The organism is Streptomyces sp. NPDC043427, assembly GCF_056436655.1.
Genome location: NZ_JBWKCC010000003.1, coordinates 459,903 through 480,935 on the forward strand (window position 1 = coordinate 459,903; position 21,033 = coordinate 480,935).

At 71.5% G+C, this 21,033-nt stretch carries 20 protein-coding genes; 5 read left to right on the plus strand and 15 right to left on the minus strand.

The features are described 5' to 3' along the window. Positions 1 to 53: 53 nt before the first annotated feature. Positions 54 to 1,475: a lipase maturation factor family protein gene (locus AC067M_RS09435; RefSeq protein ID WP_478696395.1), complete on the plus strand. Its 1,422-nt coding sequence runs from the start codon at positions 54 to 56 to the stop codon at positions 1,473 to 1,475. Here the strand turns inward: AC067M_RS09435 and AC067M_RS09440 are convergent. From AC067M_RS09440 to AC067M_RS09475, 8 genes are read right to left on the minus strand one after another with little or no spacing between them, the layout of a single operon-like run. Then, positions 1,463 to 2,302: an amidohydrolase family protein gene (locus tag AC067M_RS09440; RefSeq protein ID WP_478696396.1), complete on the minus strand. Its 840-nt coding sequence runs from the start codon at positions 2,300 to 2,302 to the stop codon at positions 1,463 to 1,465. The two genes, AC067M_RS09435 and AC067M_RS09440, sit on opposite strands and share 13 nt — an antisense overlap. Then, entirely contained in the window at positions 2,299 to 2,649 is a 351-nt protein-coding gene (locus tag AC067M_RS09445; protein WP_478696397.1) for an L-rhamnose mutarotase, read from the minus strand. The genes AC067M_RS09440 and AC067M_RS09445 overlap by 4 nt, the downstream gene beginning before the upstream one ends. Further along, entirely contained in the window at positions 2,646 to 3,632 is a 987-nt protein-coding gene (locus tag AC067M_RS09450) for an aldo/keto reductase (RefSeq protein WP_478696398.1), read from the minus strand. The genes AC067M_RS09445 and AC067M_RS09450 overlap by 4 nt, the downstream gene beginning before the upstream one ends. Further along, positions 3,629 to 4,384 carry an SDR family NAD(P)-dependent oxidoreductase gene (locus AC067M_RS09455; protein ID WP_478696399.1) on the minus strand — a complete coding sequence of 252 codons (756 nt, stop codon included), beginning with the start codon at positions 4,382 to 4,384 and terminating at the stop codon, positions 3,629 to 3,631. The genes AC067M_RS09450 and AC067M_RS09455 overlap by 4 nt, the downstream gene beginning before the upstream one ends. Further along, positions 4,381 to 5,745 carry an L-fuconate dehydratase gene (locus AC067M_RS09460; protein ID WP_478696400.1) on the minus strand — a complete coding sequence of 455 codons (1,365 nt, stop codon included), beginning with the start codon at positions 5,743 to 5,745 and terminating at the stop codon, positions 4,381 to 4,383. The genes AC067M_RS09455 and AC067M_RS09460 overlap by 4 nt, the downstream gene beginning before the upstream one ends. A 29-nt stretch (positions 5,746 to 5,774) precedes the next feature. Beyond that, positions 5,775 to 6,824 (minus strand): ABC transporter permease, encoded by a 1,050-nt coding sequence (locus tag AC067M_RS09465; RefSeq protein ID WP_478696401.1) that lies wholly within the window; start codon positions 6,822 to 6,824, stop codon positions 5,775 to 5,777. Continuing rightward, positions 6,817 to 8,316, minus strand: coding sequence for a sugar ABC transporter ATP-binding protein (locus AC067M_RS09470; RefSeq protein ID WP_478696402.1), 1,500 nt, complete (start codon positions 8,314 to 8,316; stop codon positions 6,817 to 6,819). Before AC067M_RS09470 ends, AC067M_RS09465 begins: the two co-directional genes overlap by 8 nt. Then, positions 8,313 to 9,401, minus strand: a complete 1,089-nt coding sequence (locus AC067M_RS09475) for a sugar ABC transporter substrate-binding protein (RefSeq protein ID WP_478696403.1) — start codon at positions 9,399 to 9,401, stop codon at positions 8,313 to 8,315. The genes AC067M_RS09470 and AC067M_RS09475 overlap by 4 nt, the downstream gene beginning before the upstream one ends. A 163-nt stretch (positions 9,402 to 9,564) precedes the next feature. Between AC067M_RS09475 and AC067M_RS09480 the strand changes: the two genes are divergently transcribed. After that, the gene (locus AC067M_RS09480; protein ID WP_478696404.1) at positions 9,565 to 10,266 is read left to right on the plus strand and encodes a FadR/GntR family transcriptional regulator; all 702 of its coding nucleotides are present in this window, start codon (positions 9,565 to 9,567) and stop codon (positions 10,264 to 10,266) included. Positions 10,267 to 10,673: 407 nt separating this feature from the next. After that, positions 10,674 to 12,017 carry an amidase gene (locus tag AC067M_RS09485; protein ID WP_478696405.1) on the plus strand — a complete coding sequence of 448 codons (1,344 nt, stop codon included), beginning with the start codon at positions 10,674 to 10,676 and terminating at the stop codon, positions 12,015 to 12,017. Between the two features lie 21 nt (positions 12,018 to 12,038). Here the strand turns inward: AC067M_RS09485 and AC067M_RS09490 are convergent, their stop codons facing one another. Together AC067M_RS09490 and AC067M_RS09495 are read right to left on the minus strand one after the other, a co-directional pair. Next, a complete protein-coding gene (locus AC067M_RS09490) occupies positions 12,039 to 12,530 on the minus strand; it encodes an N-acetyltransferase family protein (RefSeq protein WP_478696406.1) in 492 nt (163 codons plus the stop codon). A gap of 54 nt (positions 12,531 to 12,584) precedes the next feature. Further along, positions 12,585 to 12,758: a hypothetical protein gene (locus AC067M_RS09495; RefSeq protein ID WP_166662192.1), complete on the minus strand. Its 174-nt coding sequence runs from the start codon at positions 12,756 to 12,758 to the stop codon at positions 12,585 to 12,587. Between the two features lie 461 nt (positions 12,759 to 13,219). On the opposite strand from AC067M_RS09495, the gene AC067M_RS09500 reads away from it, so the two are divergent. Both AC067M_RS09500 and AC067M_RS09505 read left to right on the plus strand, forming a co-directional pair. Next, the gene (locus AC067M_RS09500; RefSeq protein WP_478696407.1) at positions 13,220 to 13,669 is read left to right on the plus strand and encodes a hypothetical protein; all 450 of its coding nucleotides are present in this window, start codon (positions 13,220 to 13,222) and stop codon (positions 13,667 to 13,669) included. A gap of 25 nt (positions 13,670 to 13,694) precedes the next feature. After that, positions 13,695 to 14,453 (plus strand): SDR family oxidoreductase, encoded by a 759-nt coding sequence (locus tag AC067M_RS09505; RefSeq protein WP_478696408.1) that lies wholly within the window; start codon positions 13,695 to 13,697, stop codon positions 14,451 to 14,453. Positions 14,454 to 14,526: 73 nt separating this feature from the next. Here AC067M_RS09505 and AC067M_RS09510 read toward each other — a convergent pair whose 3' ends face one another. The 5 genes from AC067M_RS09510 to AC067M_RS09530 form a co-directional block, all read right to left on the minus strand. Continuing rightward, complete coding sequence (locus tag AC067M_RS09510; RefSeq protein ID WP_478696441.1) at positions 14,527 to 16,026, minus strand: SDR family NAD(P)-dependent oxidoreductase; 1,500 nt, start codon at positions 16,024 to 16,026, stop codon at positions 14,527 to 14,529. A gap of 161 nt (positions 16,027 to 16,187) precedes the next feature. Then, entirely contained in the window at positions 16,188 to 17,504 is a 1,317-nt protein-coding gene (locus AC067M_RS09515; RefSeq protein WP_478696409.1) for a wax ester/triacylglycerol synthase family O-acyltransferase, read from the minus strand. 197 nt (positions 17,505 to 17,701) lie between these two features. Next, positions 17,702 to 18,922: a glucose-1-phosphate adenylyltransferase gene (glgC, locus tag AC067M_RS09520; protein WP_478696410.1), complete on the minus strand. Its 1,221-nt coding sequence runs from the start codon at positions 18,920 to 18,922 to the stop codon at positions 17,702 to 17,704. Positions 18,923 to 18,972: 50 nt separating this feature from the next. Then, positions 18,973 to 20,124: a glycogen synthase gene (gene glgA, locus AC067M_RS09525; RefSeq protein ID WP_478696411.1), complete on the minus strand. Its 1,152-nt coding sequence runs from the start codon at positions 20,122 to 20,124 to the stop codon at positions 18,973 to 18,975. Positions 20,125 to 20,164: 40 nt separating this feature from the next. After that, a complete protein-coding gene (locus AC067M_RS09530) occupies positions 20,165 to 20,920 on the minus strand; it encodes a (2Fe-2S)-binding protein (protein WP_478696412.1) in 756 nt (251 codons plus the stop codon). Between the last annotated feature and the right edge of the window lie 113 nt (positions 20,921 to 21,033).

Below are 21,033 nucleotides of genomic sequence, written 5' to 3' on the forward strand. Positions count from 1 at the left end.
GCATGGAACACGGTGAGTGACGGGGCCGGAGAGCAGAAGAGGAGCGCGAGGCCGTGGAGTGGTTCACCGCACCCGACTACTGGGTGAGCCGGCTGGTCTTCCAGCGGGCTCTGGCCTGCGTGTATCTGGTCGCGTTCCTCACGGCGGCCCTTCAGTTCCGCGCGCTGCTGGGCGAGCGAGGGATGCTGCCGATCCCCCGGTTCGTCGGGCGTGTGCCGTTCCGGCGGGCGCCGAGCCTGTTCCATCTGCACTACTCGGACCGTTTCTTCGCCGTCTGCGCCTGGACGGGTTGCGCGGTGTCGGTGGCGCTGATCGCGGGCCTGGACTCCCTGGTGCCGCTGTGGGCGGCGATGCTGCTGTGGCTGGTGCCGTGGGCGCTGTACCTGTCGATCGTCAACGTCGGCCAGACCTGGTACGGCTTCGGCTGGGAGTCCCTGCTGCTGGAGGTGGGGTTCCTCGCCGTCTTCCTCGGCAACGACGAGGTGGCCCCGCCGTTCCTCGTGCTGTTCCTGCTGCGCTGGATCCTGTTCCGGGTGGAGTTCGGAGCGGGTCTGATCAAGCTGCGGGGCGACGAGTGCTGGCGGAAGCTGACCTGCCTGGACCACCACCACGAGACACAGCCGATGCCGGGCCCGCTGAGCTGGTTCTTCCACCACCTGCCGGGGCCGCTGCACCGGGTCGAGGTGGCCGCCAACCACTTCACGCAGCTCGTGGTGCCGGTCCTGCTGTTCACCCCGCAGCCGATCGCCACGGCGGCCGCCTGCCTGATGATCGTCACCCAGCTGTGGCTCGTCCTGTCGGGCAACTTCTCCTGGCTGAACTGGATCACCATCGTGCTGGCCGTGTCGGCGCTACGGCTGCCGGGCGAGGCGCCGTCGCTGCCCGACACCCCGCTCTGGTACGAGGTCGTGGTCCTGGCCGTGGCCGCGCTGCTGGTGTTCCTGAGCTATCGCCCGGCCGTGAACATGATCTCCCGCGCCCAGGTCATGAACCGCTCCTTCGACCCGTTCCACCTGGTCAACACCTACGGCGCGTTCGGGAGCGTGAGCCGCGTCCGCTACGAGGTGGTGGTCGAGGGCACGCACGACGAGGCCCCGCGCGAGGACTCCGAGTGGCGCGAGTACGAGTTCAAGGGCAAGCCGGGCGATCCACGGCACTGGCCGCGCCAGTACGCGCCGTACCATCTCCGGCTGGACTGGATGATGTGGTTCGCCGCCCTCTCCCCCGCGTACGCCGGGGCGTGGTTCGGTGCCATGGTCGAACGGCTCCTGGAGAACGACCGGGACACCCTGAAGCTGCTGCGCCGCTCCCCGTTCCCGCCCGACGAGCCCCCGCGCTATGTCCGCGCCCGCCTCTTCCGCTACCGCTACACGAGCTGGCGGGAGCTGCGGGAGACGGGCGCGTGCTGGGAGCGGACGTATGTGCGGGAGTTTCTGCCGCCGACGCGGTTGGCGGTGTCGGTTCAGAGGTCGTAGACGCGGATGGCGGTGGTCCCGAAGAGGAGCGTGCGTTCGTCGCGGCTCAGATCCTGCGTCAACTCGCCGGCCGCCGACAGCACGTCGGCGTACGTCGCCGCCAGTGTGCACACCGGCCAGTCCGAGCCGAACATCAGCCGGGCCGGGCCGAAGGCCTCCAGCACGGTGTCGGCGTAGGGGCGCAGGTCGTGGACGGTCCAGTGGGCGTGGTCGGCCTCGGTGACCATGCCGGAGAGCTTGCAGACGGTGTTGGGGAGTGCGGCGAGGGTGCGGACGGCGGTGGCCCAGGGTTCACGGGTGCCGGAGGCGATGGGCGGCTTGCCGAGGTGGTCCAGGACGAAGGTGAGGCCGGGGTGGTCGGCGGCGGCCTCGGCGCAGGCGGGGAGCTGGTGGGGCAGGACGACCAGGTCGTAGGCGAGGCCCGCGTCGGCGACGGCGGCGAGGCCGCGGTGGACGTCGGGGCGCAGCAGCCACTGCGGGTCGGGCTCGCCCTGGACCTGGTGGCGGATGCCCTTGAGGTGGCGGCCGCCGGGGAGTTCGCGGAGCCGGGCCAGTTCGTCGGCCACGTCGGGGCGGGTCAGGTCGGTCCAGCCGACGACGCCCGCGACCAGGTCGTGGCCGGCGGCGAGGGCGAGGAACTCGGGGGTTTCCTCGGGCACGGTGATCGTCTGCACCAGTACCGTGCGGTCGACGCCGGCCACGCGGGCCTCGGGTTCGAGGTCGGTGAGAGTGAAGTTCCGGCGCAGTGGCTGGAGTGCGGGTCCCTCGATCCAGTCCTGGTCGCGGACGGACAGGTCCCAGACGTGGTGGTGCGCGTCGACGGTCACGGCAGCTCCCACACGACGGGCAGGCCGGCGTCGGCCCCTTCGCCGGAGTAGTCGTGCACCACGTCGAGCGGTTCGGCCATGCGGGCCTGCCGAGCCACGTTGACCGGGAGTTTCTCCAGTTCGGCGAGGAGGTGGGCGTAGTCCTCGCACTCCAGGACGTGGAAGAGGCCGGTGCCTCCCCCACGCTCGGCTTCGCTCGCGCGCGGGGACCCCCACCGCCAGATCGTCCAGGAAACTGCGCCGGCGGCACGGATGGCGTCGGTGAGCTCCTTCGGGACCTCGCGGTGGGCGGCCTCGTACGCGTCGATCCGGTCGGCGCGGACCTTGGTGTGCCGGGCGACTCTCATGACGGCTCCTCGGTGGGGACGGGGGCCTCGGGGGGCAGAAGGCCGCTCTCCCGCAACTCCTGCCAGAACGCCGCGGGAACAGGGGCCCGGAACTGCTCAGCACCGTCGTCGGCCTCCGCCGCCGTGCGGGCGCCGACGAGGACGCTCGCGACGGCCGGGTGGGCGGCGCAGAAGGCGAGGGCTGCGGCGCGCAGGGTCGTGCCGTGGGCTTCGGCGACCGTCTTCAGGCGCACGGCGCGCTCCACCAACTCGGCGGGCGCCTGCGCGTAGTTGTACGTCGCCGTCGGTCTCGGGTCGGCCAGCAGGCCGGAGTTGAAGGCGCCGCCGATCACGACGGAGGTCCCGCGCCGCTGTGCCGCGGGCAGCAGGGCGGTGAGGGCGCTCTGGTCGAGGAGCGTGTAGCGGCCGGCGCACAGCACCACGTCGACGTCCGTGTCACACACGAAGCGGGTGAGCATCTCCGCCTGGTTCATGCCGGCGCCGATCGCGCCGATCACGCCTTCCGCGCGCAGCTTCTCCAGGGCCGGGTAGCCCTCGCGGAAGGCCTGTTCGGCGTGGTCGTCGGGGTCGTGGAGGTAGACGACGTCGACGCGGTCGAGGCCGAGGCGTTCCAGGCCGGCCTCCAGGGTGCGCCGTACGCCGTCGGCGGTGAAGTCCCAGACGCGGCGGTGGGTGGCGGGGACGGCGAAGCCGTTGGCGAGGTCGTCGCCGGTGCCGTCGGCGGGTTCCAGGCGGCGGCCCACCTTCGTCGAGACCGTGTACTGCTCACGCGGGTGCTCGCGCAGGGCGGCGCCGAGGCGGCGCTCGGAGAGGCCGAGGCCGTAGTGGGGCGCGGTGTCGAAGTAGCGGACGCCCTGCCGCCAGGCCGCGGCCACGGTGTCGTACGCCTGCTCGTCGGTGACCTTGGTGTATAGGTTGCCGATCACGGCGGCGCCGAAGCCGAGGCCGCTGACCTCGACGCCGCTGCGGCCCAGGGCGGTCACTGGGCCACCGGCCGAAGGCGCAGGCCCTGCATGCCGCCGTCGACCGCGAGGGACGTGCCGGTGGTGGCGCCGGACAGGGGGCTCGCCAGGTAGGCGATGGCGCCCGCGACCTCGGCGGCGCTGACCAGGCGGCCGGTGGGCTGGCGGGCCTCCAGGGCGGCGCGTTCGGCCGCCGGGTCGTCGGCCGCGTCGAGGAGACGGCCGACCCACGGGGTGTCCGCCGTGCCGGGGTTGACGCAGTTGACGCGGATGCCCTCGCGGACGTGGTCGGCGGCCATGGCGAGGGTCAGCGCGTACACGGCGCCCTTGGCCGCGCTGTACAGGGCCCGCTGCGGCAGGCCCGCTGTGGCGGCGATGGAGCAGGTGTTGACGATGGCCGCGTGGGCGGAGGCGCGCAGGTGCGGCAGGGCGGCGCGGGCCGTGCGGACCATGCCGACGACGTTGACGTCGAGGACGCGGTGCCACTCGGCGTCGTCGTTGTCCTCGACGGTGCCCTGGGCGCCGATGCCCGCGTTGTTGACCAGGATGTCCAGACCGCCCAGGTCGGTGACGGCGGCCGCGACGGCCTCGCGCACGGAGGCGTCGTCGCAGACGTCGGCCGTGTACGGCAACAGCGGCTTCTCGACCGATGACGTGTCCAGGTCGAGTACGGCGACCCGGGCGCCGCGCTCGGCCAGCAGCTCCGCGGTGGCCCGGCCGATGCCGGAGGCGCCGCCCGTCACCAGGGCGCCAAGACCCTCGAAGTCGCTCATGCCGCGTGCCCCTTCTTCGCCTTGAGGGCGGCCTCGATGCCGGCCTCGATGTCGGCGGCCCAGAAGGTGCCGCCGGGATAGGTGTACCGCGCGATCGACTCCGGGCGCATGGCCGCCGAGAAGCCCGGCAGCGCGGGCGCCTTGTAGTGACCTCGGTGGATCACCACCGGGTCGAGGAAGTGGTCGTGCAGGTGGTCGACGTACTCGATGGTGCGGTCCTCGATGGTGCAGGAGACCGCGAGGTAGTCGAACATCGACAGGTGCTGGACGAGTTCGCACAGGCCGACACCGCCCGCGTGCGGGCAGACGGGGACGCCGAACTTCGCGGCGAGCAGCAGGATGGCGAGGTTCTCGTTGACGCCGCCGACGCGGGCGGCGTCGAGCTGGAGGATGTCGATGGCGCCCGCCTGGAGCAGCTGCTTGAAGACGATCCTGTTCTGCACGTGCTCGCCGGTGGCGACCCTGACCGGGGCGACGGCCCGGCGGATCGCCGCGTGGCCGAGGATGTCGTCCGGGCTGGTGGGCTCCTCGATCCAGTACGGGTCGAACTCGGCGAGGGCCTTGGTCCAGCGGACGGCCTCCTCGACGTCCCAGCGCTGATTGGCGTCGATCGCGAGGCGGATGTCCTGGCCGACGACCTGACGGGCGACGCGGCAACGGCGTACGTCGTCGTCGAGGTCGGCGCCGACCTTCAGCTTGATCTGGGTGAAGCCGTCGGCGACCGCCTCGGCGGCGAGCCGGGTGAGCTTGGCGTCGTCGTAGCCGAGCCAGCCGGCCGATGTGGTGTAGGCGGGATACCCGTGGTGGAGCAGGAGGTTCTGTCGCTCCTGTCTTCCCTCACGGGCGCTGCGCAGGATGGCCAGCGCCTCGTCGGGGGTGAGGGCGTCGGTGAGGTAGCGGAAGTCGATCTGGGCGACCAGCCACTCGGGGTCGCCGTCGGCGAGGAGGCGCCACAGGGGCTTGGCGGCGCGCTTGGCCGCGAGGTCCCAGACCGCGTTCATCACCGCCCCGATCGCCATGTGCATCACGCCCTTCTCGGGGCCGAGCCAGCGCAGCTGGCTGTCGCCGATCAGGTCACGGTTCAGGCTGCCCGGGTCGGCGCACAGCTCCTCCACGGACCGGCCGACGACATGGCCGCGCAGTGCCTCGATCGCGGCGACCTGGACCTCGTTACCCCGCCCGATGGTGAAGGTGAACCCGTGCCCCTCGTGCCCGTCCTCGGCGTCCGTGCGCAGGACGACGTAGGCCGCCGAGTAGTCGGGGTCCGGATTCATCGCGTCGGAGCCGTCGAGCTCGCGCGAGGTCGGGAAACGGATGTCGTGGGTGTCGACCGCGGTGACGCGGGCGGGGGTCGGGGACACGGGGTGCCTTTCAGTCGGTTGGCGGAGGGTCAGTCCTGGGCGCGGCCCGTGGTCACTCGGGCGATCATGAGGGCGACGAGGATGATGCCGCCGTAGATCGCCTGGATCCAGAACGACGGCACCTGGGCGAGGGTGAGCAGGTTCTGTACGACGCCCAGCAGGAGGACGCCGGTGAGGGCGCCGAACATGGTGCCCTTGCCGCCGTCGAGGCTGATGCCTCCGATCACGGCGGCCGCGAAAACCGTGAAGATCATGTTGTTGCCCTGGTTGGCGCTGATCGCGCCGACATACCCGGTCTGCAGGAGGCCGCCCACGGAGGCAAGCACTCCGGCCACCACGAACACGCCCAGCATCACGCGCTCCACGCGGATGCCGGCCGCCCGGGCCGCCGCCGGGTTGCCGCCGATGGCGTACAGGGCGCGGCCGACGCGGTGGTACTTCAGGACGAGCCCGGCGACCGCGAAGGCGGCCGCGGCCAGCCACACCGACATCGGGACCGTGAGGAAAGTGGTGGTCGCCAGGGAGTAGAAGGAGTCCGGCATGCCGAAGAGCGTCTTTCCCTTGGTGGCGCCGACCAGCAGTCCGCGCAGCACGATCAGCATCGCGAGCGTCACGATGAACGCGTTCAGCTTGAACTTCACGACCAGGACGCCGTTGAAGGCGCCGACGGCCGCGCCCGTGACGAGGACGGCCAACAGGGCCAGTCCGGCGGGAAGTTCGGTGCCCCAGCCGGAGGCGGCCGCGGGCAGGACCAGCAGCGCGCCCAGGGCGGGCGCGATGCCGACGACCGACTCCAGGGACAGGTCGAACTTGCCGGTGATGAGCACCAGCGACTCGGCGAGCACGACCATGGCGAGCGCGGCGGAGGCGCCGAGGATCGAGATCAGGTTGCGCTCGGTGAGAAAGGAGTCGTTGACGACGGCACCGAGCACCATGAGCAGCAACAGGGCGGGCAGGAGGGCGAGTTCGCGGGCCCGCCGCAGCAGGACCGTCCGGGCGTTGGCCACAGCCGGGCCGCCGAGGGCGGCGAGCGGCGGGGCGGTCCCGGTGTCGTCCGCGCCGGCCTTGGTGTCAGCCATGGTCCACTCCTTCGATGGAGGCGATCAGGTCGTGATCGCGCCAGCCCGCCGGGTGCTCGGCGACGACACGGCCGTGGAAGAGGACGAGGACGCGGTCGCAGCGGCGCAGGTCGTCGAGCTCGTCGGAGACGACGAGCACGGCGGTGCCGTCCTCGCGGGCGCTGTCCACGCGGGCGAGCAGGGACTCCTTGGACTTCACGTCGACGCCCGCGGTGGGGTTGATGAGGACGAGGAGGCGCGGGTCGGAGGCGAGCGCGCGGGCCATGACGACCTTCTGCGCGTTGCCCCCCGACAGGTCGGAGACGGGCTGGTCCGGGCCCTCGGCATGGATGTCGAGACGGTCGATCAGCTCGGCGGCGAAGCCGCGCCTGCGCTCGGTGCCGATGAAGCCGAGGCGCCCGAGCCGCTCCAGGACGCTCAGGGTGGCGTTGTCGCCGATGGTCATGCCGGTCACCAGGCCCTGGTCGTGCCGGTCTCGGGGGACACAGCCGACTCCGGCCTCCAGGGCCGCCTGCACGTCCCCGAAGGGAAGGCGCTCACCGTCGAGTTGAGCGGTTCCGCGGGTCGGTGTGTACAGGCCGGCGAAGGACTCGGCGAGCTCGATCTTGCCGCTGCCGCTGATGCCGGCGAGGCCGACGACCTCGCCGCGACGGACGGTGAGGTCGACGTTCTCGTACGCGTCCGATGTGAGCCCGCGCGCTGCGAGCAGGACGTGGGCCGTGTCGTCGACGGCCTTTTCCCGCAGGCCCTGTTCGGCGATCACCTCGATGGACTCCCCCGCCATGGCCTCCACCAGCTCCGCCCTCGGCAGGTCGGCGACCGGCGCCGTGGTGATCCAACGGGCGTCGCGCAGGACGGTGACGGTCTGGCAGACCTCGTAAACCTCCTGGAGGTGGTGCGAGATGAACAGGAAGGTGACGCCGGAGTCCTGAAGGGCGCGCATGCGGGTGAAGAGCCGCTCGATCTCGCGGTTGTCGAGCTGTGCGGTCGGTTCGTCGAGGACGATGAAACGGGCGCCGAAGCTCAACGCCCTTGCGATCTCCACCATTTGCCGGTCCTCGACCTTGAGGTCGGCGGTGCGCGCCTCGGGGTCGACGCGCACGTCCCAGGTGCCGAGGAGCTGGGCGGCCTCGGTCTTCAGCCGACGCCAGCTGATGAAACCGCGGCGCAGCGGCTGGCGGTTGATGAACAGGTTCTCGGCGACGGTCAACTCGGGTACGACCGTCGGGTGCTGGTAGACACAGGCGACTTTGCGGCGCCAGGCGTCGCGGTCGGCGAGCGCGGGCGCGGGGTCGCCGTCGAAGCGGACCTCGCCCTCGTCGGGGGCTTGGAGGCCGGTGAGGACGTTGACCAGGGTGGACTTGCCGGCGCCGTTGCGGCCGACGAGGGCGTGGGACTCGCCGGGCAGCACGGTGAGCCGGCCGTCGGCGAGGGCGACGGTGGGGCCGTACCGCTTGACGACTCCCCGTGCCTCAACGAGTGGTGTGCTCATCCGACCGTGTTGCCCCACAGCTCGGGGTCGTCGACGTTGTCCTTGGTGACCAGGGGCGCCGGGAGCTGGTCCTCGAGGATGCCGCTGGGCAGCTCGACGATCGTGGAGCCGTGGTCGGTCGGTCCGGGCTTGAAGGTCTTCCCCTGCATCGCCGCCTTGATGTAGTACATGCCGTACTTGGCGTAGGCGTCGGCGGGTTGGGAGACGGTGGCGTCGATCTCGCCCTTGCGGATGGCGTCGAACTCCTGCGGAATGCCGTCGTTGGAGACGATCGTGATGTGCCCCGCCTGGCCGGCCTTCTTCAGCATCCCCTTCGACTTGAGGGTCTGCAGCGTCGGCGCGAGGTAGACCCCGCCGGCCTGCATGTAGATGCCCTTGAGGTCGGGGTTGGCGTTGAGGAGGGTGTCCAGCTTCGAGGCCGCGGTGTCGGACTCCCACTTGGCGGGGATCTCCAGCACCTTCAGCTTCGGGAAGTTCTTCTTCACACAGGCGCGGAACGCTTCGGAGCGGTCGCGGCCGTTGACCGAGGCGAGGTCGCCCATGATCTGCACGACCTTGCCGGAGGAGATGTTCTTCCCGAGGTACTGGCAGGCCTTCTCGCCGTAGGCGACGTTGTTCGCGCGGACGACCATGGCGACCTTGCCCTTGTCCGGGGCCACGTCCACGGCGACGACGGGTACGCCCTTGCGTTCGGCCTGGTCGAGCCCGGCCTCGATGGCGGCGCTGTCGAGCGGTGCGACGACCAGGCCTTCGACCCCCTGGTTGAGCTGGTTGTTGATGTCGGTGATCTGCTGGGAGGGGTCGCTGTTGGAGTTGACCGTCTTCAGCGTGTCGACGCCCTCCGACTCGGCCATCTTGGGCACGTAGTCGTTGTACGACTGCCAGAACGGCGAGGTCAGCAGGGGCAGGATCACCCCGACCTTGCCGGTGCCGTCGCCTTTCCCGCCTCCGGCGCCGGAGGCGCCGGTGTCCTTGGTGCTGCCGCACCCGCCGAGCACGAGCGAGGCGCCGACCGCCGCGGCCACCGCGCCGACGATCGGAGTCCTGTTCCGCTTCCACCCTGTCCTGACTGTCCTGCCGGTCATCTGGCAGCTCCTCAGTGAGCGTCTTCGAGCAGATGCCCGCATACTTATCAGACCACTTCCCCTCAGGAACACCCTTCGACGCCAGCTTTCCCGCCTTTCGGCCATAGTGGTCCGACCACTCGGGTGGTTACACTGCGGCGCATCCGGTGACTGGAGGAATGGCGTGGAGGAGACGGCCCCGCAGAAGGGCACGGTGACGCAGCGCGCCATCGAGCAGATCAAGGCGATGATCGCGGAGGGACGCCTGGAGCCCGGTCAGCGGCTGCCGACCGAGCGCGACCTCGCGGCCCAGATCGGCATCTCGCGCAGCTCGATGCGCGAGGCGATCCGCGCGCTGACGGCCCTCGGTGTGCTGGAGGCCCGCCACGGTTCCGGCATCTACGTGACCCAGCTCCAGGCGGGTGACCTGCTGGAGACCTTCGGCGTGGTGGCCGACCTGTCCCGTGGCCCGCGGCTGGTGGAACTCCTCGAGATCCGGCGGATCCTGGAGTCGACGGCGACCGCGCTGGCCGCCGCCCGTATCACTCCCGACGGGCTCGCGACCGTGGAGAAGCACCTGACGGCGATGAACGCCTCCGACGATCCGGAGGTGATCCTCGCCCACGACCTCGCCTTCCACCGCGAGATCGCGGTGGCCGCCGGCAACGAGACCATGGCCGCGATCCTGGAGGGCCTGTCCTCCCGCACCTTCCGGGCCCGCGTCTGGCGCGGCTACCAGGAGGAGGGCGCCTTCGCCCGCACCCGCCGCGAGCACGCCGCCATCCACCGCGCTCTGGCCGCCCGCGATCCGGAGGCGGCCCGCACGGCGGCGGCCGCGCACGTGGGCGAGGTCGAGGCGTGGCTACGGGCCCAACTCGGCCCGTGAGCCCGGTGGGACGCACCTCTCACGCGCTGTCCCCGGAGGTGTGTCCCTGCGGCGACATGCCCGGGCTCGTACGGCCCAGGTGGGCACGCACCACCACCGCGGTGATCAACCCCGGCGGGAGCTGGGTCGACAGCCCCTCCCACACCACACGCGTGCCGTCGCCTCCTCCAGAGCGCCGCGCCGAAATCGCGCCCGCCCACCACGATTCAGGCCGTCCCGCGCGCTCTGGCGGAAGCCTCCGGCGTGCCACGGGCTACAACGACGTCGGACCACTCCCACGAGCCGACCCGCTGATCGGCTGCCGGCGCTCCTCCCCCCTCGACGCCACGCCCGCTCCGGGGCACAGTTCTCCCTGCATACTCACGAGTACGCACGCCCCACTCTTCCTTCACCGCAGAGGAGCCCGCGTGACCACCTGGGTCGGTCGGACCGCCGCCGAGATCGCCGCCGCCGTACGCGAGGAGCGGGCCACGCCCCGTGAGGTGGTGGCCGAGCACCTCGCCCGGATCGAACGGGTCGACGGACGCGTGGGGGCGTTCCGTACGGTGCGGGCGCAGGCCGCGCTCGCCGAGGCGGACGAGGTGGGCGCCCGTGCGGACCTGGCCGAACTGCCGCTCGCGGGTGTGCCGGTGGCGGTGAAGGACAACCTCGCCGTGCGCGGGGAGTCGACCCGGGTGGGGTCGGCGGCGACGCCGGACACGCCCGCCGGTGACGACCATGTCACGGTGGCCCGGTTGCGGGCGGCGGGCGCGGTGGTCGTGGGGTTGACGAACGTGCCGGAGCTGTGTGTCTTCGGCACCACCGACGGCGTCCACGGCACCGCCCGCAACCCGTGGGACACCTCGCGCACGGCGGGCGGCTCGTCCGGCGGCAGCGCGGCCGCGGTCGCCGCGGGGCTGGTGCCGGTCGCCCTCGGCAACGACGGCATGGGCTCGCTGCGCATCCCCGCGGCCAACTGCGGCCTGGTCACCATCAAGCCGGGCCACGGGGTGGTGCCCGCGGGGATCGGCGAGGGCGACTGGTTCGGCATGTCGGAGAACGGTCCGCTGGCGACCTCCGTCGGGGACGCGCGCCTGCTGCTGTCGGTCCTCGCGGACACCGACGTCGTACGCCGTACCGCGCCCGGCACGCGCAGGATCGCCCTCTCGCTGCGCAGCCCGCTCGCCGGCGTCACCATCAGCCGTCCGTACGCGGACGCGGCGCGGGAGGCGGCCGGGCTGCTGATCAGGGCCGGTCACCAGGTGCGGCGCGCCGACCCGCCGTACCCGCAGTCGCTGAGCCTGACCTCACTCGCGCACTGGACGGCGGGCACGGCCGTGGACGCCCAGGGGCTCGACCCGCGGCTGCTGGCCCGGCGCACCCGCGTGCACGCAGCCGTGGGCCGGCGCTTCCTGCCTTGGGTGCGCCGGGGCGGAAGCAGGGAGTCGCTGCGCCGGCGCCTGGAGCCGTTCTTCGACGCTTACGACGTGCTGCTCACGCCGGCGCTGGCCCGTCGCTCCCCGAAGGCGGCGGCCTGGCACGAGCGGGGCTGGGCGCGCAACCTCGTGGCCAACGCCGCGTACTCGCCGCTGACCCCGCCGTGGAACCTCACCGGCTGGCCGGCGATGTCGGTGCCGCTCGGCACGCTCGCCTCGGGCGCCCCCTGCGCCGTACAGCTGGTGGGGCGCCCCGGATCGGAAGCGGAACTCCTCGAGCTGGCTGGGCGGTTGGAGGAGCTGCGCCCATGGCGGCGGACGGCCCCGCTCGACTGAGAGGCCGAGTCGTCGTGATCCCTACAGCGCCTTGTACATCACGTGCAGTCCGACGAGGCCGTGCCGGGGGTGGTCGAAGGCCTCCGGCACGGTGCCGAGGATCGTGAAGCCGAGGGAGGTCCACAGGCGGACGGCCGGGTTGGTCTCGACGACCGCGTTGAACACCATGCCCCGGTAGCCGTGGGCCGCCGCCTCGGCCAGGACGTGCTCGGCGAGGGCGCGGCCGATGCCGCGGCCGCCGTGGTCGGGATCGACCATGAAGCCGGCGTTGGCGATGCGGGCGGCGGGGCCGCCGTAGTTCGGAGTGAGGTAGGCGGAGCCGACGACGGCTGCAGTGTCGTCGGTGTCGTCCTGGACGACGTACACACGCTTGGCCGGGTTCATCCACAGGGCGCGGGCGGCTTCCTCGGTGGTGTCCGGGTCCCAGGCGTAGGTCTCGGCCGCGGCCACGACGCGGTGCCAGAACGGCCAGATCCGCGGCCAGTCGTCGGCGGTGGCTTCCCTGATCAGCATGGGCGTGAGTCTCGCACGCCCATGCCGTCGGCGATCGCGAAGGCTCCTGCCCGGTCAGTCCACGCTGGGCAGGATGTGCGGCTCGGCGAGGTCGTCCTCGTAGCCGGCCAGGCGGATGGGGGCCGAGCGCGCCCACACGTCGAGGCTGCCGAGCTCGCCGCTGCGGCGGCGGGCGCGCTCAGGTCGATCCTTGGGGCGCTGTTCGCGATTCGTCTTCTCCGGTGTCACCGCGCACTCCTTATGTGTCGGGTCACCCTCGGGGCGTACTGGCCAGTCTGCGTGCCTGCGCCTGACGCCCGCTCGGGTCTGGGTCGAAGCGGTTCGGACGCGGTGGCGCCGGTACTCATAGGAGAGCAGGCCGCTGTGAACCGGCGAGTCCCATGACGGACCATGGGTGTGGGTGGGACCCGGTATTGCTGTCCGTCGGCTAACAGACTAACCAAATGAGCGGGCAGCCGCTCTATGGGGCTGAAAAATCGGTGTAACCATCGCAAGTCGCTCGCATGCATTTGGCCACGAAGCGCACCCTTTTGCCACGTGATGACCCCGTTTGAAAGTCACCCGACCGGCCTACAACGGCCGAAAGTGACTTCAGGGGCGCCGGGCCGTTCAGGTGCCGTTGGCTCGGTCGAAAGCTCGCCATGATCTGCTGGCGTACCGCAACGGCTGTCTCGCGGGAGGACTGACGCATGGAACTGCGCAGCGTCGAGGAGCTGATGGACCTGCTGTACGCCTGCCGGGGCGTGCGGGGCACCCCGGACCGGGCGGGCCGCTCGGTCGACCTGCACGAGCACGCACTGCGCACGGCCGCGCTGCTGCGCCGAAATCGCCCCGCCGACAAGGAACTCCAGGTGTCCGGTCTGGTGCACCTCGTCGGCCGGCTGCTGCGGCCCGACGGCGCGGCGACCCCGGGCCCCCACGCCGCCGACGCCGTACGGGCGCTGCTCGGCGAACGCGTCGCCCGCCTCGTACTCCATCACCCCTGGCACGGCCCGTCCGGCGACGACGACCTGCTGAGCCTGCGCCAGGCCCACGAGGAGGGCCGCCTCGCCGCGTTCGACGCCGGGGTGCTGGAGGACTGGCGCACGGTCCTGGAACTGCTGGCGGCACGCAACTCACGCCTCGGGGCTGTCGATTGAGGCTGCGCCGTGAGACCGTACGCCGATGACGTCGTCGTACGGGTTACGCGGCAGGGCCGCCGTCGTCACGGGGGCCACGCGGGGCATCGGCTGGGCGGTGGCACGGGCGCTCGCCGATGCCGGAGCCCTGGTGTGCGTCAGCGCGCGGGACGCGGACGAGGTACGGCGCGCCGCCGCCGAGCTGGGCGGAGTGGGCCTGGCCGGCAACGTCGCTGACGACGGGCACACCAGTGCGTTGACGGACCTGTGCCTGCGCGCGTTCGGCCGACTGGACATCCTGGTCAACAACGCGGCGACCAACCAGCCGTACGGCCCCCTCATGGACGCCGACCCGGACGTCTGGCGCGAGGCCTTCACCATCAACGTCGAGGCCCCGCTCCGACTGGTCCAGTGCGCGTGGCACGGCTGGATGCGCGAGCACGGCGGGGCGATCGTCAACATCTGCACGGAGGGCGCGACCCACGTCGGCCCGGGAGTCGGCGCCTACGGCACCAGCAAGGCGGCCCTCCTCCACCTCACCCAGCAGCTCGCGGGCGAGCTGGGCCCGGGGGTACGGGTCAACTCCGTCTCTCCGGGTCTCGTACGCACCGAGATGGCCCGCTTCGTCTGGGAGCCGGGAGAGACGGACATCGCGTCGGGCCTGCCGCTGGGCCGGATCGGCGAACCGGAGGACGTGGCGCGAGCGGTGCTGTGGCTGGCATCGGACGCGGCACAGTGGATCACAGGGGCGGACCTACTGGTGGATGGCGGTACGAACGTACGCAGGGCCCGCACAGCACCCTAGGAACGGGGGCTGTGCGAGGTGTGCGGCTCCGCCGCGTGGGCGCCCGGCCACAGACAACCGGCACCCGACATCGCTACCACTTACCCGGCGCGTAGTCCTTCAGGAAGACCCCGTAGACATCCTCGCCCGCTTCACCGCGCACCACCGGGTCATAGACCCGGGCCGCCCCATCCACCAGGTCCAGCGGCGCATGGAACCCCTCCTCCGCGAGCCGCAGCTTGTCGAAGTGCGGCCGCTCGTCCGTGATCCAGCCGGTGTCCACGGACGTCATGAGAATCCCGTCGGTCTGGAACATCTCCTGCGCGCTGGTCCGCGTGACCATGTTCATCGCGGCCTTCGCGGCGTTCGTGTTCGGGTGCCCCGCCCCCTTGTAGCCCCGGCCGAAGACGCCCTCCATCGCCGAGACGTTCACGACGTAGGCGCGCTTGCTGGAAGCCTTGCTCGCGGCAGCGGCCATCGCCGGCCGCAGCTTGCTGATCAGGATGAACGGTGCCGTGTAGTTGCACAGCTGGGTCTCGAGGAGCTCCACCGGGGAGATCTGCTCGATGGTCTGCACCCAGGTGTTGCTGTCGACGACGTCGGGGACCAGGCCACCCGCGTCGATGGCGGTGCCGTCGAGGTGCCGGGCGACGCTGGCGTTGCCCGCGACCAGGGCGAGGTCGGCGACCTTCTGCGCGTCGAGGCCGCTGATGCCGACGGGCAGCGCGGCGAGTCCGTCGACGGCGCCGGAGTTGAAGGCACCGATGACGTGGTGGGCGGGCAGCTCACCGGCGGGCAGCGGGGCGCTCTCGCCGTCGACGAGGGCGGCGTAGGCGGAGGGCAGACGGCGTACGGTCTGCGTCGCGTTGTTGATGAGGATGTCGAGCGGGCCCGCCTCGGCGACCTGGTCGGCGAGGGCGACGGCCTGCGCGGGGTCGCGCAGGTCGATGCCGACGACCTCCAGCCGGTGCATCCAGTCCGCCGAGTCGTCCATGGCCTTGAAGCGGCGGATGGCGTCCTTGGGGAAGCGCGTGGTGATCGTCGTGTGCGCGCCGTCCCGCAGCAGCCGCAGTGCGATGTACATGCCGATCTTGGCGCGGCCGCCGGTGAGCAGCGCGCGCTTGCCGGTGAGGTCGGCGCGGACGTCGCGCTTGGCCCGGTTCACGCCGGCGCAGTCGGGACATAGCTGGTGGTAGAAGTAGTCGACTTCCACGTACCGGGTCTTGCAGGTGTAGCAGGAGCGCGGGCGCTGGAGCACTCCCGCGATCCTGCCCTCCTGCGTGATCGACGAGGGCAGGATGCCCTCCGTCTCGTCGTCGATGCGCTGGGCGGAGCCGGTAGCCGTGGCCTCCGTGACCGCCTTGTCGTGCGCGGTCTTGGCGGCGCGGCGCTCCTGGCGGCGGCGCTGCTTGACAGTGCGGTAGACGCCGGCGGTGGCCCGGCGCACGGCGATCGCGTCGGGGTGGTCGACTTCCAGCTTGTCGAGCTCCTCGAGCACGCTCAGGCAGACGGCGAGCCGCTCCGGGTCGATACCGGGCCCGTACACGATCTCCTCCACGGAATTCACGGAATCCACCGACTCCACGGAACCCATGGACGCCATGGATTCCATCGACTCCATGGACGCCGAGCCGTCCTCTGTCACCGTCATCGCGCTGCCGCTTCCCTGACTCACCCGCGCAGCGCTCCGACCGCGCCCGCCCTCGAACAGGCGATTTTACGGAGCGCCGAGCCACTCCTCCAAACCCGCGCAGGTCAAGAGCCACAGGCCGTGATGAGTGTCTCCACCTCCTCGGACAGGGCCCGCGCGAACCGGTCGAGATCCGGTACGGCCTCGGCGTCGGCGACGAGGCCGTAGTGGACGCGGCCCCGGTATGTCGACACCGCCACCGCCAGGGACTGGCCGGCGGCGAGCGGGGCGTACGGGAACACCTCGGTCACCGGGTTCCCGCCGAGCTTCAGGCCGAAGCTGGGCAGGGGCACGCTGGTGACCAGGATGTCGAACCACAGCCGTGCGGCCTGGGCCGCCAGGGGGCCGCCGATCCGGTGGCCGAGCGCCGGGACGTGGTCGGCGAGCAGGGCGACGGCGCCCGCGCCCCGGTTCGGGCCGGCGTCCTTGTTGCGGTCCATGGCGGCGCGGACCGCGGCCAGGCGGCGGAGCGGGTCCGGGTCGTTGACGGGGAGCCTCATCAGGTAGCCGGAGAGGCGGTTGCCCTGAGGGTGGGCGGTGCGCGGGCGGCGCTTGGAGACCGGGATCAGGGCGCGGGGCGCCACGCCGTCGCTGCCGTCGCCGCGCTCGTCGAGCCAGCGGCGCAGGGCGCCGGCGACGACCGCGATCAGGACGTCGTTGACGGTGCCGCCGACGACCTTGCGGACGCGGTGCACGTCGTCGAGGTCGACGACCACACCGGCGGTGCGGCGGGTACCGGTGGGTTCGGCGCTGAGCGCGCGGGTGGTGCGCATACCGAGGGTGGACACGGCGACGGAGGCCCCGATGTCGAGGGCGCGGCCCACGTCGGACAGGGCGCCGCGCACCAGGTCGGGCAGTCGGCGTACGTCGGGCAGGAGGGCCCGGGGCTGCTCCGCGGGGCGGGGCCGGGGCGCGGGCAGGTCCATGGGGTCGAGGACGGCGGCGGCGAGGGTCAGCGCCCGCAGGCCGTCGGCGAGGGCGTGGTGGAACTTGAACAGCACGGCGAAGGAGACGCCGTCCTCGCCGGGCAGCACGTGGGCCTCCCAGGGCGGCCGGTCGCGCTCCAGCGGACGCTCCATGAGGCGGCCGGCCGCGGCCTGGAAGTCGTGGGTCGGGTCGTGCAGCCGGACGTGGTCGAGGGGGTCGAAGTCGGGGGCGGGTTCGCGTACGGCTCCGCCGAGTGCGGACGGCCGCCACACGTCCCGGATCCGCATGCGCAGTCCGGGCACCGCGGCGGCGCGGGCGGCGAGCAGGTCGGCCGCGTGGGCGCCCGCGGTGGGCGAGTGGGACGTGAAGACCCCGAGTGCGCCGAGGTGCATGGGGTGCTCGGCGGTCTCGATGTTCCAGAACGCCAGGTCGAGAGGTGCCAGCGGGTCAGTCAAGGGCTTGCCTCGCGTCGACGAAGGGGGGACCAGCAGTCAATCGCCCACGATCGATTACGGTCAAGTACGATCATGCTACGCACAGTTAAGATCCGGTTAAGTAATGGATCTCGGCAACCCCAGTGTCCTGCAGGCCGCGGAGCCTCGCAGGCCACCGGCGTTGCACCGTGTCGTGGCGGAAAACGATCGGTACGCCGTTACGACACGCGCTGGCCCTTCCCGAGCGCGATCACCCCGGCCTTGGAGACGGAGTACAGCTCCGCGTCCCGCCCCGGATTGACCCCGATGGTCGCGCCCGGCGGCACCTCGACGTTCTTGTCGAGCACGGCCCCGCGCACCACCGCACCCCGTCCGATGTGCACGTTGTCGTGGAGGATCGAGCCCTGCACCACCGCACCCGGGTCGACGAGGACACCCGGGGAGAGCACCGATCGTGTGACCTGGCCGCGAATCAGGCAGCCCGCACTGATGATCGACTCGCTGGCCATGCCGCCGGCGTTGAACCGGGCGGGCGAGAGCTGGTTGGAGTGGGTGTAGATCGGCCAGCTGCGGTTGTAGAGGTTGAAGGCGGGACGCTCGGCGATCAGGTCCATGTGGGCGTCGTAGTAGGCGTCGAGCGTGCCGACGTCACGCCAGTAGCCCCGGTCCCGGTTGGTCTCGCCGGGCACGTGATTGGCGCTGAAGTCGTACAGCTGTGCCTCACCCCGTTGGGTGAGCTGGGGCAGGATCGAGCCACCCATGTCGTGCACCGAGTTCTCGTCCTCGGAGTCCCGCTGCAGCGCCTCGATGAGGGCCTTGGTGGTGAAGATGTAGTTGCCCATGGAGGCGAAGACGGTCTCCGGGTCGTCCGGCAGACCGGGCGGGTCGGCGGGCTTCTCCAGGAACTGGTCCACGCTCTGGCCGTCCGAGCCCGGTGTGATCACCCCGAAGGACGACGACTCGCCGCGCGGCACGCGTATCCCGGCCACCGTCACGCCCGCGCCGGCCTCGATGTGCTGGGTGAGCATCTGCCGCGGGTCCATGCGGTAGACGTGGTCGGCGCCGAACACCGCGACGTACTCGGGCTGCTCGTCGTAGATCAGGTTCAGCGACTGCAGGATCGCGTCCGCGCTGCCCAGGTACCAGCGCGGGCCGAGCCGCTGCTGGGCCGGGACCGGCGTGACGTAGTTGCCGAGCAGGCTGGACATCCGCCACGTGGTGGTGATGTGCCGGTCCAGCGAGTGCGACTTGTACTGCGTGAGCACGCAGATGCGCAGGATGTCGGCGTTGACGAGATTCGAGAGCACGAAGTCGACAAGGCGATACGTTCCTCCGAAGGTGACCGCGGGTTTCGCACGGTCGGCCGTCAGGGGCATCAGACGCTTGCCCTCACCGCCCGCGAGTACGATGCCGAGCACCGAAGGTCCACCACGACGCATGGCCGCTCCCCTCACCAGGTTGCCCCGTACCTGCCCCCCCGCGACACGCCCTACGCCTGTTTCACGATCTTCTCGTACAACCGGACCGTACGACGGGCGACTGTGTCCCAGCCGAATTCTCGCACGGCGCGCTCCCGCCCGGCCTCGCCCATCCGACGGGCCTTGTCCGGGTCGCCGAGGACGGCGTCCAGGGCCCGGGTCAGGCCCGCCTCGAAGTCGTCGTCCACGGACACGAGCACACCGGTCGCGCCGTCCTCCACGACCTCCGGGATGCCGCCGACGCGGGAGGCCACCACGGGCGTACCGCAGGCCATCGCCTCCAGGTTGACGATGCCGAGGGGTTCGTACACCGACGGGCAGACGAACACGGCCGCGTGGGTGAGGAGTTGGATCACCTCCGCGCGCGGCAGCATCCGAGGGATCCAGTACACGCCGTCGCGGACCCGGCTCAGCTCCTCGAAGAGGTCGCGGAACTCCCGGTCTATCTCGGGAGTGTCGGGCGCGCCCGCGCACAGCACGACCTGCGCCGACGGGTCGATGTCCCGCACCGCCCGCAGCAGGTGCGGCACGCCCTTCTGCCGGGTGATGCGGCCGACGAACAGCACGTACGGGCGGTTCGGGTCCAGGCCGACCCGGGTGAGGGCGTCGGTGTCGTGGTCGGGCCGGTAGAGGGTGGTGTCGATGCCGTTGTGCACGACGTGGACCCGGCCCGGGTCCAGCGCCGGGTAGCAAGTGAGGATGTCCTCGCGCATGGCGCCGGAGACGGCGACCACCGCGTCGGCGGCCTCGATCGCGGTGCGTTCGGCCCAGCCGGACAGCTCGTACCCGCCGCCGAGTTGCTCGGCCTTCCAGGGGCGCAGGGGCTCCAGCGAGTGCGCGGTCATCACGTGCGGGACGCCGTACAGCAGTTTGGCGAGGTGGCCGGCCAGATTGGCGTACCACGTGTGGGAGTGGACGAGTTCGCGGCCTTCGACGGCGGCGGCGACGGAGAGGTCCACGGAGAAGGTGCGCAACGCGTCGTTGGCGCCGTCGAGGGCGGACCAGGGGCGGTGGCGTACGACGCCCTCCGCGCGGCCCTCACCCCAGCAGTGCACGTCGAGGTCGACGAGGGACCTCAACTCCCTTGCGAGGAATTCCACATGGACGCCCGCTCCGCCGTAGACGTCCGGGGGGTACTCCCGGGTCAGCAGTCCCACTCGCACCCGCAACCCCCAGTTCTCAACGGCCGGTTCCTTTTCATGGTCACCCAGATGCGCCGCGCGGGGAAGAGCGCGGGGGCCGTGTGAAGCAACAGTCACCACACACGCCCCCTCCGGGCACACGGTAGTAGAGGCAACAACTGCGGCGCCGGAAGGCCGTGCCCGCCAGGGCGCCGGTGCCGGCGAGCAGGGGGTGGGCGAAGAGTTCGGTGGTCAGGGCGTGGGCGCGCGCGGTGGCGTCGGGCCGGCCGTGGGCGCGTGCCCAGCGGTCCAGCTCCCGTGCCGCGCCCGCGAGCGCGGATCCGGCGTTGCCCCACAGCAGGCCCTCGGCGAGGCGGTGCCGGGCGCGCAGGGCGGCGGCCAGCGGCCGCAGGTGCCCCTCGATCACGACGCCCGCCACCGTCGCCGCGTCCCCTGGCAGGGGCCGTGCCGCCGTCAGCCACAGGTCGTCGGGGGCCGACGCGTCGGCGTCCCAGCGCAGCAGCCGGGGGTCGAGGTCGGGTGTGCGGCCGTAGAGGACGGCGCAGCCGAGCGCCACCGACCACAGGCGGGCCGCCAGGGCCTGGTGCGCGATGGAGGCCGCGATCCGACTTTCGGGAGCCCGCAGACTTTCCGCGACTTTTCGGACACGAAACGTCAGTGGATCGTCGAACACATCCGATGCCGTGTCCGTATAGACCTGCGCGAGCGTCGGCAGCGGCGCCCGGTGTTCTCCTGCAGTGCGCAGGACGAAGAAGCCGCCTAGCGGGCGGAGAGCGGAGAGGCCGGGGTCGAGGTCCACGACGAGAAGTAGTACCAAGGGGTCATAGGACTTGTGATCGACGGGTCCGCGTCGGTGTCACCCCCCTGGGGGAGGACAGTGGCTCGGTCGTACTCCATCGGCAGTATGACCATGTGCGTGCTCAGGGACGA

Coding starts and splice junctions, on each gene's coding strand:
- AC067M_RS09445 (WP_478696397.1), bottom strand. CDS start 2,649: ATGAGAGTCGCCCGGCACACCAAGGTCCGCGCCGACCGGATCGACGCG.
- AC067M_RS09455 (WP_478696399.1), bottom strand. CDS start 4,384: ATGAGCGACTTCGAGGGTCTTGGCGCCCTGGTGACGGGCGGCGCCTCC.
- AC067M_RS09465 (WP_478696401.1), bottom strand. CDS start 6,824: ATGGCTGACACCAAGGCCGGCGCGGACGACACCGGGACCGCCCCGCCG.
- AC067M_RS09470 (WP_478696402.1), bottom strand. CDS start 8,316: ATGAGCACACCACTCGTTGAGGCACGGGGAGTCGTCAAGCGGTACGGC.
- AC067M_RS09475 (WP_478696403.1), bottom strand. CDS start 9,401: ATGACCGGCAGGACAGTCAGGACAGGGTGGAAGCGGAACAGGACTCCG.
- AC067M_RS09490 (WP_478696406.1), bottom strand. CDS start 12,530: ATGCTGATCAGGGAAGCCACCGCCGACGACTGGCCGCGGATCTGGCCG.
- AC067M_RS09500 (WP_478696407.1), top strand. CDS start 13,220: ATGGAACTGCGCAGCGTCGAGGAGCTGATGGACCTGCTGTACGCCTGC.
- AC067M_RS09505 (WP_478696408.1), top strand. CDS start 13,695: ATGACGTCGTCGTACGGGTTACGCGGCAGGGCCGCCGTCGTCACGGGG.
- AC067M_RS09510 (WP_478696441.1), bottom strand. CDS start 16,026: ATGGGTTCCGTGGAGTCGGTGGATTCCGTGAATTCCGTGGAGGAGATC.
- glgC (WP_478696410.1), bottom strand. CDS start 18,922: ATGCGTCGTGGTGGACCTTCGGTGCTCGGCATCGTACTCGCGGGCGGT.